Below are 15,152 nucleotides of genomic sequence, written 5' to 3'. Positions count from 1 at the left end.
AAGTTACTTTTCACTATCTAAACCAAATTTAATCAACGTTTCTACTATCGCTTCTAGTTTAGGTTTTACTTTAGTTGCTAATTGCTCATTGTAAGCAAAGGTTTGCTCATTTAAATACGTTCGTTGGGATAATTCTAATTGTAATGCATGAACCCCATGTGTTGGATTGCCATAGGCGCGAGTAATATAGCCACCTTTAAACCGGCCATTGCTGACCATAGAGTATGGCGCAAAATCTAATGATGTGATTTGTTCAAGCAAACTTACAGCACAACTTTTACCGTCGGCATTACCAAAGTTAAAATCAGGTAGCTGCCCTTCAAAAAAGCGAGGCACTTCTGACAGAATCGAATGTGCTTCAAGTAATACCGCACAACCAAACTTCTCTTTCATTTTATTCAATGTGGTTTGAAGTTGAGAATGATAAGGGCGCCAATATAGCTCTACTCGACGAGAAACCTCTGATGCTGACGGTAAATAACCGTCTAAGTACAACGGTGATAAATTAAATGCCGTGGTTGGACATAGTTCGGTAGAGTTAGCCCCTGGATAAAGATTTACGCCATCAGGATCACGATTAAGGTCAACAACATAACGACTATAATGAGGGATAATCAAATAGGCACCCAGTGCTTTTGCAAAGTCATAAAGCTTATCTTTATACCAGTCTGTGTCTGGCACCTGTTTGGCATAATCCGTCATTTTCGCTGCGATCTCTTTTGGAATATCTTGCCCGTTGTGAGGCATACTAATTAGCAGCGGAACATTCCCTTCAACCAACGTATAGGTATTCGACATAATTGCACCTTAAATTGTATATACAACTTAAGGTGCAATTTATCATGTTCATCACTTAATAGCTATGATTTATGCTCTATTCCACGCCACTTAACCCAGCTGTATATACAAGATATGAGTGCTGTGGCGATAACCATAGAAATGTTAAGATAGATTGCATATTGCATGTCTAAAGAAACGACTGCAACTAAGCCAATCAAACCAACCACCATAAATAGCCTGCCAGCCAAGCGATGTGTCTTGCGCCATACTTCTTCACTTGAAAGCGTCCATGGTGTTCGAATGCCGATAAAAAAGTTTGAGCGAGTTTTAGATAAAAAATTGCCAACAATTATACAAAGCACCATCACGGCGCCCAGTATTAGCTTGCCCATGGACCATTGATAACCATGTGCATAGGCGTTTAATCCCAAGTTTATCACGGCTAACAACGAAACTGTTGCCAATGCCATCCACTCTTTTGCCGCTCTAGACTCTTTCATATTGGCTTGTCGAGGCTCGATAAATCCAATACCAATAAATACGCCAATAATTAACAGCATAATTAGCGGTTGAGTTAATAAAGCTACCAATAAGCTCGCATGATCATCGCTCTCTCCTGCTGCGTTCCAATGCACTGGTATTTGCATGTCGGCTGGTAACATAAATATAGACACCAATGAAAGGCATAATGAAAGCATCCATATACCCCAAGCAAATTTTAATGGTTTCATTTTTCCTCCTTTTGGCCTTCATAGCCAAACATTGTCATCACACTACCAACCAGCTCTTCTACCACGCTGGTTTTTAAACTATAGGTAATCGTTGTACCGCTGCGATGCGAACAAACCAAGTCAGCGGCTTTTAATACATTTAAATGTCCTGATAGGGTTGATTTACTCACCGCAATTCGCTCAGCTATTTCACCGGCACTTAAGTCTTTTTCTTTCAGCATGGTGAGAATTTCTCGCCTAACTGAACTAGAAAGTGCCTGAAAAACATCACTCATTATCATGCCCTCTTTATTTCGCTTATTCGGATATTAGCGAAATACCGAAATAATAGCAACTGTCTTTAAAGGTGTTTTTGATTAAAAAAATAGACAGTGATGATAAATTGCCTCTAGACTTGATTAAGGCATGTTGAATTAAGTCAAATAAAATATAACCTTAAAAGGTCAACACGTCCTAGGGTCAGCAGACCCTAGTATCCGTTTTAATATAAGGCTATTTATCTAAGAGTAATATGCGACATTTAACCAAAAGCTTTGCCTTCCTAAACCTAACCAAAATTTTGATTGCTTTATGTTGTTGCCTGATGCTCACGACACCTTCAGTCACCTTAGGCTTTTCAATAAAATCACTTTCAACCAACGAAGACAAGATACTTCGTATCGCCCTACCAGAGAACGAAGCGATGGAAGAAATGTCGCCACAACTTACACTATTTCTTAAAGAGTTTTGGCAAATATGGGCTATTGATAACCAAACGAATATTCAATTTATCGAAATTCCATTAGTGGAGAGTTATCAGGCCTTAAAAACGAATGAAGTAGACATCGTTGCGATCAGTATTCTCCCTAAAAACACCGATGGCATTTTATTGAGTATCCCCTATGCAAAACTAAAACAAAAGCTATTTAAAAAAATCAATAACAGCAGTAACGCTGTGACTAACCTAGCCATACATTCACCGGGGCAATCCGTTTTACAACAACTCAACGAAGGTGTGAATAAAACCTATTTTTTAGACCTTGATAGCTTGTTTGACCGAATAGATGAATTTGATGCTATCTATTCGATCAGCCCTTGGAAACTCGAAAAGCTACTGGAGCAAAAAAAACTGAAAGCAAACTTTCATATCAGCAAAGATAATACCCCTGAGATTAGCTTTCACTTTGTCACTCGCGACAGCGATAGGGAGTTAATGCTTAACATCAATCAGAGTATTCGGATGATTTCACCCGACCTCGCCAATATCTGGAGAAAAAAATATACGCTCGCTCAGCATGATGAGATAAATTTACTACTCGGGAATTACTTAACCGAGCTTACCGAACAAGAACAAAATTTATTACTCGATCAACTTGTGGTTACTTATCCATTACCACGCACCAGCTTTCCTCCTTATCTGATACCAAGTAATGGACAAGATATTGTCACCCATGGCTTTAGTGTCGACATTATGAGGTTAATTTCAGAAAAAACAGGGCTAATATTCCAACCCATATACGTAGATAACTTCCAAAAAGCCTATCGCTCTGTGCTAGTTGGTGACACCGATATGTTTGGTTTAGCAGAATACAAAGCGCAAGATCCGCTATTTGCATTCTCTAAACCCTATCTCAATGTAAATTACAGCATGATCCATCGCAAAGAAGATGATATAAGCCTCAGTAGCAGCGATTGGAACAATAAATTAATTGCGGTCGTTAAAGATTTTAACAGTACAAAGGAGTTGAAAGCACAGCTACCAGACGCCAGTTTTATTAATTACAATAGTGTCAATGAAGCTATCCTAGGTGTAGCGCAAAATCAAGCTGACCTGCTAGTCGAGCGCAGTTTGGTCGCTGATTATATGATCAAGAAAAATCGACTCGCCAACTTGGTGAGTGAGCCGCTACTTAATTTTAGAAAAAACACCCAATTAAGTTTTGCGTTTTTAAATCGCAATGCGCAACCAATGCAGCTGATCAACCGTGGGATTACAGCAATTACACAAGCGGAATTTGATCAAATTTATAGCCATTGGAATAAAAGTAGTAATGTTGAACAAGGTGTCGAATTATATTTAACTGATTTCTATCGTAAAGCGAAATTTGGCATTGCTATCGCGACCATTTTAATCATCATTTTAGCGTTGACCTATGTTAGACAACAACGTGTGCAACAGCGTGCTAACAAACGTGTAAATGAAGCATTAGCAATAGCTGAAAAGGCTCGATTAGCCGCTGAAAAATCAGCGGAAGCTAAAATATCGTTTTTAGCGCGAATGAGTCATGAAATTCGTACACCAATGAATGGCGTACTGGGTATGGCGGAAGCATTGAACTTTACTCGCCTAACCAATGATCAAAAAGAATTATTAGAAACTCTGCAGGGGTCCGCACGCCATTTATTAGCGCTTTTAAACGATGTCCTCGATTTTTCCAAAATGGATGCTGGCAAACTGACGTTAGAGTCTGTCGCGATCAACTTTCATTTACTGGCCCGCAATATGATTGCCAGCTATCGCCATATTGAGCAAGATCGTACCTTAAAGCTTCATTTGAAAGTTGATGCCGACATTAGACACTACTATTTATCGGATCCAACACGTCTCAATCAAGTACTCAATAACTTAATCAGCAATGCAATAAAGTTTACCGACAAAGGTCATGTCATTTTATCGATTGAAAAAGTCAAAGACTATACCTTAGATGATCAACATATGAGTGACATCAGGGTGAGTATTAAAGATACCGGAATAGGTATCTCCCAACAAAAATTAGGCACGCTATTTTCGCCGTTTATTCAGGCTGAAGATGACACAACACGCAAATACGGCGGAACTGGGCTTGGCTTGAGTATCAGTCAAGAGATTATTCGTGCCATGAACAGTAAAATCCATATCTATTCCGTTGAGGGCCAAGGCAGTGAGTTTTACTTTACCTTGTCGCTAACCCAAGACAGACTACTAGAAGAACCTGTTGAGCGCCGCAAGAATAACCGTATAGTCAACCCTGAAGGGGATCAACGCTTTAAAGATCTAAAAGTCCTTGTTGCAGAAGATAACTTAGTAAACATTAAAGTGCTAACCGCTCAATTAGCCAGATTAGGGATCGAAGCCGATGTCGCATATGATGGTGCGCAAGCTTTCGCTATGCATACAGAAAATCACTACGATATCATCATTTCTGATTGTCACATGCCCAATATGGATGGTTTTGCTTTGGCAAGACAATTACGCCAATTAGAAAATAATCAACCCCACTGGTTAATCGCAGTTACCGCTGATGCCCTCGCTGGTGCTACTGAAAAATGTATCGAAGCAGGATTTGACGACTATATGGCCAAACCCTGCCCCCAAGAAGAGATCACCAACAAACTAAATCAAGCTTATCGGCATATTCATAAGGACGAAATTGATGTTAAACCTTAAATTTAGCAACTAATGTATTTAAGTCACTAAATTGAGATTGCAAACTGTCGCATGCCTGCTCTGTTTGCTTTAAGTTGTTCACCCCTTGTTCATTGAGGTGCATTAACTCAATAATATCGTCATCTATCGTTTTAATCACTAAAGTTTGCTGTTGAGTGGCATCGGCCACGGCATGGTTTTCTATATCAACTTTAGATAATGCATCAATAATTTGCTGCATTTTAGTATCTGCGATATTTGCTTTCTCTACACTTTCTTGACTATTTTGTTGGCTTTGAGTCATCGACTCAACGACTGACACAGTGCCTTGTTCAAGGTTTTCAATCAAACTTTCTATCTCGGTGGCCGCTTCTTGAGTGCGCTGTGCCAAGTGTCTCACTTCGTCAGCCACTACCGCAAAACCTCGACCCGCATCACCTGCACGAGCAGCCTCTATTGCAGCATTAAGTGCCAGTAAGTTAGTTTGTGAACTAACGCCTTTAATTACATCGAGAATACTGACAATGTTGGCAGTTTCACTACTTAGCTTTTCTATTTCAACACTTGAGCGACTCATGGTTTCAGATAGCTGACCAATCGAGCGAATGTTTTCATTAAGCGCACTAACCCCTTCGTTAGATTGTACTTGCATCGCAGAAGTCAATTCAGATGCGGTAACGGCATTGGAGGAAATCTCTTGCGAGGAGCTGTTTAATTCATTAATCGCTCCAGACACATTGCTACCGCGACTGAGTTGCTGTTGAGCCATTTCAATCCCCAAATGGGCGCTTTCTCTTACTTGATTAATGTGTTTTTCAAGTGAATCTGCAGCACTGTGAACTTGCTTCATCGATTTATGAATCGTGTCAATAAAGCCATTGAAGTTTTCTGATAACTGACCAAACTCATCTTGACTATCAATAGTCAAACGTTGAGTTAGATCACCATCGCCTTGAGATATATCACGAATTGCAACATTGAGTCGGTGAATAGGTCGCATCAAATGGTTAAATAAGAAATGCAAAATCAACACGGTAACCAATAAACTACCAATACCAACAACAATGGCAGAGTTTCGAGCCGACACCATTGACTGATAGGCTTTTTCTTTATCAAGAACAATACCAATATACCAATCAACCGAAGCGATACCGTCTATTTTCATAAACGACACTAAATTTTTATCATCAACTTCGATTAACTGATTATTAAATGTTGGTTTAACACCCAAGAGGTCCTTGACTGTTTTATTGACCATCTCACTATTGGGGTGACTCAAAATTTTTCCATCTGACGTGAGTAAATAGGCATAACCCAAATCAAGAAAGTCGATACTATTAATAATATTGGCTATTTCATCTAAAAATATATCGCCGCCTGCTACACCGATAAACTGTCCTTGTTTGACAATTGGGGCGATCGCCGAAATCACTTGTTGGTTAATGGTAGCGTCAAGGTAAGTTTCAGTAAAAGATGGTGCACGCTCGGTTTTCCCTTGCACATACCAAGGCCTTCCCCTTGCATCAAACCCTTCAGGAAGTTGAATGGTTAAGTCATTGAGAATAAATTGCCCGGTTTTCTCAACACCAATATAGGTATTTTTAAGCTGCCCTGCTTTATTCGCTTGCTGAACAGCAACCAACATTTCTTCTGGCGTGTCATCAAATTTAGAATTTTCAGCAATAGCAGTAATAATTTGCAATCTGGCGGTTAGCCAATTGGCAACATTTCCGGCAACGGAGCGACTGATTTCATCAATGGCTTTTTCTAAGTTATTTTCGGTATCTCGCTTCAGTGATGTATAATTAATCGCAGTAGAAACACTTAACGCAGCAATTAGTAACACCACGGTAGCAACAATAATTTTATGAGCAAACTTTAACGGCAGCACTTGCATATCTCTTCATGTATTATTTTATTTATGCTGGACGACACTCTACCACTGCAAAAGAAGAATGCCAAAACTTTGATAACGTTTAATTAACACAAGCCTCGTAACAGATCTAACTTTTAACGTACTGAAAATGTTACACTACAAATATCACTCGTTATATTACGCCACAGCAGATAAAAACAATGCAAGAGCAACCCTTTAACCCGCTACACGGGATTACCCTTAAAACAATCGTCAATGAATTGGTTGATCATTACGGCTACGCCCAGTTAGCCCAACAATTTAACATGCGTTGTTTTAAAGAAAACCCGAGTATTAAATCAATATTAAACTTTCTTCGCAAAACCCCTTGGGCAAGAGAGAAAGTAGAAACCTTTTACGTGAAAAACAAACACAAATTGCATACTGAATAATGTTGATTACATCCATATTATTCAAAACTATATCTCAGTTGAATTCGCTTTAACTGCTTTAGGACGTTTTTGTTTATTTTTGTACAAAAATACTGGCACAATGACCTAAACCTAAATTACCGAGTCTACAAATGACTAATACTCATCACTATATTTTAACGTGGCAATGTCCTGATACCTCAGGTGTGTTGGCTAGTGTAGCGCAAAGCCTTTTTGAACATGGTGCCTTTATTACCGAAACCGCTCAATATAGTGATCCTGACACCAATACGTTTTTTTCTCGCGTAGCCTTTGATGATAGAAATCTTACGGTGCCGATAGAAGAGCTTCATCAAGCCATCGCTGAGCTTGCTAAGCCATTAAATATCAGTTTTGAGCTGAGAGAAAAACAGCATTTACCCAATATCACTATTGCAGTATCTAAAGATGACCACTGCTTGGTTTCTTTGCTCACTAAGTGGAAGGCAGGAGTTTTACCTGTCAATATTGTTGCTATCATTTCCAACCATACTGACTGCCTGCAATTGGCACAGTGGCACAACATCCCATTTTATCATTTACCGATCTCTGCCGACACTAAAGCAGAGCAAGAAGCGCAACTTAGAGAACTGCTAACAAAGACCGAAACTGACTTATTAGTATTGGCGCGATATATGCAAATTCTCTCTGATGACTTATGTCGCGATTTAGCCGGAAAGGCGATTAATATTCACCACTCCTTTTTACCAAGTTTCAAAGGAGCACGCCCCTACCATCAAGCACATGCGCGCGGCGTTAAAGTGATTGGAGCGACAGCCCATTATGTGACTGCCGATCTAGATGAAGGGCCGATAATCGTTCAAGAGGTAAAGCCAATAAACCACACCTACACCATTGAACAAATGGTGCATTTAGGTCATGACTTAGAAGCAAATGCCCTTAGCCATGCAGTAAGACTTCATGCAGAGCAACGTATCTGTTTAAATGGCGATAAAACGGTAATTTTTTAAGTGTATAATTTGTGTGATTTTTTAAATTGCTTCATATAATTTGAAACTTTCTATATTATATGTTTTATAAATACGCCGACCTAAGTCGCTTAACGGATTAGATATAGGTTACCAAATGAAAATGGATAAAGAATACTCACTATATTTAGACATCACCCGTTTTTTGGCTTCATTTTTGGTCGTTCTAGCTCATCTAATCCAATTTAAAATGATTGATGATAGCACATCTCATTACCTTCCCGACTTAGGTAGAGAGGCTGTAATAATCTTTTTTGTTCTCTCAGGATACGTAATTGCATATACCTGTGATCTAAAAAAACCTACTCTTAGTGAATACCTGATAGCTAGAGCGGCAAGAATTTACTCAGTTGCCCTACCAGTTCTTCTTCTTGCTTTTTTTAGTGTATTTGCCTATTCAAACTTTACTAATATTGAGTTCTATCAGTTAGATAATTTCCACATTTATATTACTCTTCATAGCTTTTTCTTAGGTGAAATATGGACTCTTTCGGAAACACCACCTTGGTTAACTCCATATTGGTCTCTTAGCTATGAAGTTTGGTATTACATTTTTTTCGCAAGTGTATATTTCTTTTCTGGCATGAAGAGGGTATTAATAGGTGGAATGGTCTTTTTATTATTAGGTTACAAACTATGGCTCTTGTTACCTATTTGGTTATCAGGTGTAGCCTTGTATCATTATCAAAAAAAGTACCCAGTTAATATTAAAGCTGCTCGAGCCGTTTGGTTTGCTAGCATATCTATTTTGGGGCTCTATAAATATTTTGATTTGGATATAGCGTTAAGGGTGTTTGGTAATGATATTTGGCCTTTTGACTTTTTGTCTCTAGGAAGTGCAGATAGATATTTAGGTGATTATGTTGTTGCGATAATCATCATCATCAACTTCCATTGCGCCCGATACTTTAATTTTAACTCATTAATTAAGTATCAAAACCCCATTAGAACGATCTCTAACTATACATTTACCTTATATCTGGTGCACTTTTTGGTTCTTTCAATATGGATAAAACTATATAATCACAATCCAAGTAGTATCAGTGATATATTTTTATTAGTCCTTACTATTTCAATCTCTACGTTTGCTTTGGGGCAAATTACCGAACATAAGAAATATTGGTTTAGCAACATTTTCACCTATATTTACGAAAGAACATTGGGGAAATTAAAATTAGACATAAAAAATCCCTACAGCCAAATTTAAGTATTATTAAAAACACATTTATAACGTTGATTATAAAAACATAGCAATACTGTATAGTGTTCGAAAACATGTTTTCGCTATTGATAATCTGTTACATTAACGCTATCTAGTCTGCAGAAAACTTCGATATCCATGACAATTAAATACGCTATTACTGCTGACGATATTCGTCGGCATTTATTCGATGTCTCCATCACTTTCGACACTAAACCAGGTGTGTGTTACCACTTAAGGCTACCATCTTGGTTACCCGGCAGTTATATGGTTAGAGATTTTGCCAAGCACATTCACCGGCTTGCCGCAGTCTCAGAAAATAGTGCTGCACTTGAGTTGAGCAAACTTGATAAACAGCGCTGGCATGTAACTGCTACTGATAAAAAAATCACCTTAACTTACCAAGTGTTTGCCTTTGATCTATCAGTTCGTACCGCCTATCTCGATAGTCAACGAGGCTTTTTTAACGGTAGCTCAACCTTCATTGAAATTGAAGAGTTATCAGAGCAACCGTGCACCCTCGATATCATCAAAAGTGATTTGATGGACAATTGGCGAGTTGCCACAGGTCTTCCGAGAGCAAAGGGGACTGACCTCTATCAATTTGGCCACTATAAAGCGGAAAATTACCAACACTTAATTGATTGTCCCGTTGCGCTTGGTGATTTTGATGCGATTGAGTTTACCGTTAATGAGATTCCTCACTACCTTGTATTCACCAGAAAGCATTATGGTGACCAACAACGGTTAATCGATGATTTGACTAAAATCTGCCAACACCATATCGCCCTATTTAGTGATGCCCCTTTTGAAGAGTATTGGTTTATCACGCACTTGCTCGGTGAAGGTTTTGGTGGCTTAGAGCATAAGAACTCGACAGTGTTACAAGCGAGTCGATTTGATCTTCCTAACCCAAACAATCAACAAGAAACTAGCGAAGGGTACCAAACATTTTTAAGTTTGTGCTCGCATGAGTATTTTCACGCATGGAATGTTTGTCGTATTAAACCAGCAGAGTTTATTCCCTATGATTTAGCCAAAGAAGTATACACAGAGCAACTATGGGCATATGAAGGTATCACCTCGTATTATGATGACCTCTCACTTTATCGCGCCGGTTTAATTGATTTTGACAAGTACTTAGCCACGCTGGCCAAAACCGCAACTCGCGTCAATCGTGGTGATGGCCAATTACAACAGAATGTCATCGATTCAAGCTTTTACGCTTGGACTAAGTTTTATCAACAAGGTCCAGATGCGGTTAACCATATTGTCAGTTACTACACTAAAGGTTCACTGATTGCTTTATGGCTTGATTTATCTATCCGTAAAAGCTCTCAAGGCAAACACAGCCTTGATGATTTAATGCGCCTGCTTTGGCAAAAATTTGGCAAAAACAACATTGGAACAAAGTTAGATGATTACTTCAGCCTGGTCGAACAGTTAGCAAACCCTGCAGTTAAAACTCAGTTAAAGCACCTATTGTTTGAGACTGACCGCATAAATCTTGAACCGATACTCGCTGATTTTGGTATTGAGCAATCGTTAACAAAATTCGCCGCTATCAACTCGCTCGACACCAGTGAGTGTAAAGATTACGTTCCATATATTGGTGCGCAATTTAGTGAATCTGATCACGGTTTAAAGCTCTCTGTCGTGTTAGCAAACTCTCCAGCACAACAGGCAGGTTTGGCTGTTAACGATGTCATTGTTGCACTCGATAATGTCAAAGCAAAAACTAAGACAATACAAGCTATTGCGGCACATTTGCCAAAAGAAGCGGAAGTCACCTGTCATTTTTTCAGAGATGACCAATTGATGACAACATCGGTTAAGTTCGCCGATTCTCCTAGACTAGCGATATCTTATCGAGTCGCCGATGAGAATAAAGCAGCTAATTGGCAAAAAGTTTTCGGTTGAATTGATGACACTAAGCGTAGAGTTTTGCTGACAAGTTAACATCAGAATATTGCTTTACATCGATAGTGCGATAATTAGCTTTATGTAAAAATACCAGCAAAATAACTAAACCCGATCAATGGCAGGTAAATATGATCAAGATTGAAAGAGTGCACCATGTTGCTTATCGCTGTAAAGATGCGAAAGAAACAGTTGAATGGTACAAAGATAAGTTAAATATGGACCTGGTTTTGGCTATTGCTGAAAACGAAGTTCCGTCAACAAAAGCGCCTGATCCTTACATGCACATTTTCTTAGATGCTGGCATGGGAAATGTTTTAGCGTTTTTTGAACTTCCAAACTCAGACGAAATGGGTCGCGATGAAAACACACCTGCATGGGTACAACACTTAGCGCTAGAAGTGAAAGATGTTGATGCATTAATCGCTGCTAAGGAATCGTTAGTAAGTAAAGGTGTTGATGTATTAGGCCCTGTCCATCATGGTGTTTTTAAATCAATCTACTTTTTTGATCCAAGTGGACACCGCTTAGAACTGGCTGCAAACATTGGTACGCCAGAGCAATATAAGAAACTTAATGAAGTTGCTCACGACATGATTAATGAATGGGCCGTTACCAAACGAGCTCCTCGTCATGCTGCTTGGTTACACGAAGAATCTTAATTAACAATAAGCTATCAACAAGCTTTAACCCGTTGAAAACGTAATGTGAAACACCAGCATAAGCTGGTGTTTCACATTTAAATTGTTACTAATTGTTTGTAAACACTTCTATTTATTACCTTTCTTGCGCAATATAGTGCTTACTACTTACTTGTCTTCGCTATGACTATGTTTAAACCCTTTTTATACCTGCTAGCTACCGTAACTGTATTGAGCAGTTTAGCCTTGTCTTTTAAAGTACATTCTGCGCAATTACCCGCGCATTCACGCTTGTTAGAAGTTAATCAGCATCATTTTCACATCAGAGAAATGGGCGCTCGCACTCAAGCACCCAGCATTGTTTTACTCTCGGGTCCTAACCAACATTGGCATAGTGATAGTGCCTGGTTTTCTTTATTACAGCCATTGTTAGCGCAACATTACCATGTGATTAGTATTGACCGAGCTGGCAACGGTTGGAGCTCGTTTGCCCCAAATACGTCTTATCAAACATTTGCCAACAATGTACCAGCCATTTTTGAGCAACTCTCACTTGAGCGGGTTATTCTCGTTAATTTTGCCAGTAGTAACTTAGTCAGTGTCTTTTTAAATGAACAATTAACTCAATTAAGAGTTGAAGCACAACTGTGGATAGACCCGGATATCCTATTACCTCATTCGATATCTTTGTATTCTGGCTTCCCAGCTAATTGGTACAAGGAAAAGATAGATGACATTTTACCTCATATTGCTAAACAAAATTGGTTAGCTAAAACACTTACGCGTAATAATGATCAAGTTATCACCATTGAATCGCTCATCCCTAAAAATTACGTGAATGATATGGACTGGAAATACTTTAACGCAATGCAGCAACAGCGTTTAACAATCGAAAATCAACAGACGGTCGCCATTGAAATCGCGAACTATCAAGAAGATTTGGAGCAAGCTGCCAAAGTTTATTCGCCATTTCACCAGCCGATATCCGTTATCGATACCGATTTTGAAATGCATGATATAAAGCCTGACAACGAGAAATACCAACAAATATTGACTTGGCAAAAAGAAGGCAGTGCCTGGAGCAAAAAAATAGCCGACGACTCGCAAGGCCAATATTATCCGGTGAAGAATGGCAGTCATTTATTGATGTTCCAAAAGCCAGACTTAATTATATCGGCGATTGAGCAACTTATTGACCAGTTAGGTCGATAATTATCAAAAAAACGAAACAAAATTTAGTACGAATGATATCGTAACTTGTTTTAGTTCTCCATTTGCGAGATTTTAGCCATAAAACCTGTAAGACATTTGCCATTTTTGATTTTTATTCTTCTCAAAGAAATGTTTTCTTTCGATAAAATAAACAACCAATACAGAGCGTTATAGAATTTCGAATATAATTTTATTAATATCGATTAATTTTTAACTTGCTCTATGCGCTCAGTGAAGTAAAGTATGGGGCAGTTGTTTAAGACAACGAAAGAAAAAGGACATAAATACGCACGGAAAGCTCAACGTATTTGCACATAAATACACTTTATTCGAATATGGATGATTAGCTACACTCAGGAAGATCATTAACATATTAGTCCTGGAGGACATACGGATAGCCCAAAAAAGTGTTAGGAAGACCGAAAACAAAAAATTATCGCTAGGAATGCACTAATAACAATACTGGATAACTGTCAGAGATCATAGGGACGATGAAACGAGGTTAGGATAACCCATTAAGAATTTGGAACTAACAATAATTGCTTCATGTATTACAATTATATTCTCCTAGAACGATGGCTATGCCATCGTTTTTTCTTTCTGTCCTAATAAGATTTCTCCCTACCCATGCTATTCTTTGGCTTCCTTAAGAAATTAACGTAAAATAAGTACTAATTTCATCATTTGACTGTTCACTATGACTCGTAAGAAAAAATCAAGAAAGCCTGGCTTAGCACCTCTGAGTGCCAGCAAGGATGACAAAAAAATTGCCAATGTAGCGGATAAAAAACCGAAAAAACACAAAGGTAAGGTGTCTGGTAATCGCCAAAAAGAAGCGCTAAAAACAAATAAAAACCAACCTTCAGCAAAAACGAATAAAGATCCGAGAATAGGTAGCAAAAAACCGATTGTGCTTGGTAATGAGCTAAATACCACAAAAGCGAAGACGAAAACTCCTGCCAAGAAAAAAGTTGAAGAAAAACCTTTAGCGGCGATCCGTGTAGTAGATAATCAAAATGAGCTACATCAAGAACTAGAAGCAATTGAAAACGATAGCAAACTTCAAGAGATATTAAGTAAACAAGAAGACGATATCATTTTAACTGAAGATGAGGTTGATTATTTTAACGAAAAAATGGAACGTCATCAGGCAATCAGCGAACAACTCGGGCTTGATCAAGAAGAAGCACTAGATGTTGAGCAAAGTGATGCCCTAGACGAAGAAGCCTTATGGGATAAATTAGACAAAACTAACCTATCAGATTATGAGTCGTAATGATTGAAAATAACATCGAAATTTTTCTAGTAATCGCTGTCGTTATTGTTGCTGGCTTATCGTTTTACGCCGGACAATTATTAATGCAGTTACGCGCGCAAACAAAAATGCAACAACAGGCAATGGTTGAAGCAGAGCGCGCTCATCAGCAACATGATAAAAAAATTTTTGATAGTGTTGTTATTATTGTTAAAGCGATGAAAGAGGAACAGTGCGATTACAGTGAAGGATGTTGGCGTATCAGTGTTTTGCTAGACTCACTGAAAAGCATTGATCAACTCGAGCGAGAATTTCCGAGTATTTTTGAGCTGTACCATGCAATAAAGCACATGCCAATATTGGAAGAACGAAAAAAGTTAGCCAAACAAGAGCGCATGAAGTTTGACCTAGAACGGACAAAAGCAGAGGCACGATTAACCCCTGATATCGTAAAAGAACTCGACCTGTTATATCAATTTGCGTTAGATAAACTATCATTACTTAGAAGCAAGCACTAAAAGCACCTTTGCTACAGTAATGTCATTTTACAGTAATTTGCACGTGCTATCAGCAAACTGAACAAGCAGGTATTGCGTTAGTAACTAGTTTAGGTGAAGTGTAATTTGTCGACCGTAGCATGCCTAATAGCTGCCCATCAGGGGTTAAAATCCGTTGGGCTGGAGCCCTTATATTTCAAGTGGTTTTAACGTCTT

At 38.6% G+C, this 15,152-nt stretch carries 13 protein-coding genes; 9 read left to right on the top strand and 4 right to left on the bottom strand.

Features of this window, described 5'->3' with window-relative positions:
- Positions 1–3 precede the first annotated feature (3 nt).
- The 3 genes from hutG to ACSLUH_RS04550 all read right to left on the bottom strand — a co-directional run bounded on the left by hutG (position 4) and on the right by ACSLUH_RS04550 (position 1,786).
- Positions 4–798 (bottom strand): N-formylglutamate deformylase, encoded by a 795-nt coding sequence (hutG, locus tag ACSLUH_RS04560; RefSeq protein WP_448565061.1) that lies wholly within the window; start codon positions 796–798, stop codon positions 4–6.
- A gap of 62 nt (positions 799–860) precedes the next feature.
- Positions 861–1,511 carry an SdpI family protein gene (locus tag ACSLUH_RS04555; protein ID WP_448565059.1) on the bottom strand — a complete coding sequence of 217 codons (651 nt, stop codon included), beginning with the start codon at positions 1,509–1,511 and terminating at the stop codon, positions 861–863.
- Entirely contained in the window at positions 1,508–1,786 is a 279-nt protein-coding gene (locus ACSLUH_RS04550) for an autorepressor SdpR family transcription factor (protein WP_448565057.1), read from the bottom strand. The genes ACSLUH_RS04555 and ACSLUH_RS04550 overlap by 4 nt, the downstream gene beginning before the upstream one ends.
- 308 nt (positions 1,787–2,094) lie before the next feature.
- Between ACSLUH_RS04550 and ACSLUH_RS04545 the strand changes: the two genes are divergently transcribed.
- Positions 2,095–4,917 carry an ATP-binding protein gene (locus ACSLUH_RS04545; protein ID WP_448565055.1) on the top strand — a complete coding sequence of 941 codons (2,823 nt, stop codon included), beginning with the start codon at positions 2,095–2,097 and terminating at the stop codon, positions 4,915–4,917.
- On the opposite strand, the gene ACSLUH_RS04540 is transcribed toward ACSLUH_RS04545, so the two are convergent.
- A complete protein-coding gene (locus ACSLUH_RS04540; RefSeq protein WP_448565053.1) occupies positions 4,907–6,793 on the bottom strand; it encodes a methyl-accepting chemotaxis protein in 1,887 nt (628 codons plus the stop codon). The genes ACSLUH_RS04545 and ACSLUH_RS04540 overlap by 11 nt on opposite strands.
- A gap of 179 nt (positions 6,794–6,972) precedes the next feature.
- Between ACSLUH_RS04540 and ACSLUH_RS04535 the strand changes: the two genes are divergently transcribed.
- From ACSLUH_RS04535 to ACSLUH_RS04500, 8 genes are all read left to right on the top strand, one after another.
- Positions 6,973–7,203 carry a VF530 family protein gene (locus ACSLUH_RS04535; RefSeq protein WP_448565051.1) on the top strand — a complete coding sequence of 77 codons (231 nt, stop codon included), beginning with the start codon at positions 6,973–6,975 and terminating at the stop codon, positions 7,201–7,203.
- A 131-nt stretch (positions 7,204–7,334) separates the two neighbouring features.
- Positions 7,335–8,192: a formyltetrahydrofolate deformylase gene (gene purU, locus ACSLUH_RS04530; protein ID WP_448565049.1), complete on the top strand. Its 858-nt coding sequence runs from the start codon at positions 7,335–7,337 to the stop codon at positions 8,190–8,192.
- Positions 8,193–8,307: 115 nt separating this feature from the next.
- A complete protein-coding gene (locus ACSLUH_RS04525; RefSeq protein ID WP_448565047.1) occupies positions 8,308–9,417 on the top strand; it encodes an acyltransferase family protein in 1,110 nt (369 codons plus the stop codon).
- Between the two features lie 132 nt (positions 9,418–9,549).
- Positions 9,550–11,331 (top strand): M61 family metallopeptidase, encoded by a 1,782-nt coding sequence (locus ACSLUH_RS04520; RefSeq protein WP_448565045.1) that lies wholly within the window; start codon positions 9,550–9,552, stop codon positions 11,329–11,331.
- A 131-nt stretch (positions 11,332–11,462) separates the two neighbouring features.
- Positions 11,463–11,993: a VOC family protein gene (locus tag ACSLUH_RS04515; protein WP_448565043.1), complete on the top strand. Its 531-nt coding sequence runs from the start codon at positions 11,463–11,465 to the stop codon at positions 11,991–11,993.
- 225 nt (positions 11,994–12,218) lie between these two features.
- Positions 12,219–13,184: an alpha/beta fold hydrolase gene (locus tag ACSLUH_RS04510; RefSeq protein WP_448565041.1), complete on the top strand. Its 966-nt coding sequence runs from the start codon at positions 12,219–12,221 to the stop codon at positions 13,182–13,184.
- Positions 13,185–13,881: 697 nt separating this feature from the next.
- Positions 13,882–14,460: a Der GTPase-activating protein YihI gene (gene yihI / locus ACSLUH_RS04505; protein ID WP_448565039.1), complete on the top strand. Its 579-nt coding sequence runs from the start codon at positions 13,882–13,884 to the stop codon at positions 14,458–14,460.
- Positions 14,460–14,957: a DUF2489 domain-containing protein gene (locus ACSLUH_RS04500; RefSeq protein ID WP_448565037.1), complete on the top strand. Its 498-nt coding sequence runs from the start codon at positions 14,460–14,462 to the stop codon at positions 14,955–14,957. The genes yihI and ACSLUH_RS04500 overlap by 1 nt, the downstream gene beginning before the upstream one ends.
- Positions 14,958–15,152 lie beyond the last annotated feature (195 nt).

It is taken from the genome of Thalassotalea ganghwensis (assembly GCF_053485795.1).
This window is presented reverse-complemented; position numbering and strand designations above follow the sequence as displayed.

Coding starts and splice junctions, on each gene's coding strand:
- ACSLUH_RS04555 (WP_448565059.1), bottom strand. CDS start 1,511: ATGAAACCATTAAAATTTGCTTGGGGTATATGGATGCTTTCATTATGC.
- purU (WP_448565049.1), top strand. CDS start 7,335: ATGACTAATACTCATCACTATATTTTAACGTGGCAATGTCCTGATACC.
- ACSLUH_RS04535 (WP_448565051.1), top strand. CDS start 6,973: ATGCAAGAGCAACCCTTTAACCCGCTACACGGGATTACCCTTAAAACA.
- yihI (WP_448565039.1), top strand. CDS start 13,882: ATGACTCGTAAGAAAAAATCAAGAAAGCCTGGCTTAGCACCTCTGAGT.
- ACSLUH_RS04515 (WP_448565043.1), top strand. CDS start 11,463: ATGATCAAGATTGAAAGAGTGCACCATGTTGCTTATCGCTGTAAAGAT.
- ACSLUH_RS04525 (WP_448565047.1), top strand. CDS start 8,308: ATGAAAATGGATAAAGAATACTCACTATATTTAGACATCACCCGTTTT.
- ACSLUH_RS04550 (WP_448565057.1), bottom strand. CDS start 1,786: ATGAGTGATGTTTTTCAGGCACTTTCTAGTTCAGTTAGGCGAGAAATT.
- ACSLUH_RS04500 (WP_448565037.1), top strand. CDS start 14,460: ATGATTGAAAATAACATCGAAATTTTTCTAGTAATCGCTGTCGTTATT.
- ACSLUH_RS04545 (WP_448565055.1), top strand. CDS start 2,095: ATGCTCACGACACCTTCAGTCACCTTAGGCTTTTCAATAAAATCACTT.
- hutG (WP_448565061.1), bottom strand. CDS start 798: ATGTCGAATACCTATACGTTGGTTGAAGGGAATGTTCCGCTGCTAATT.
- ACSLUH_RS04520 (WP_448565045.1), top strand. CDS start 9,550: ATGACAATTAAATACGCTATTACTGCTGACGATATTCGTCGGCATTTA.
- ACSLUH_RS04540 (WP_448565053.1), bottom strand. CDS start 6,793: ATGCAAGTGCTGCCGTTAAAGTTTGCTCATAAAATTATTGTTGCTACC.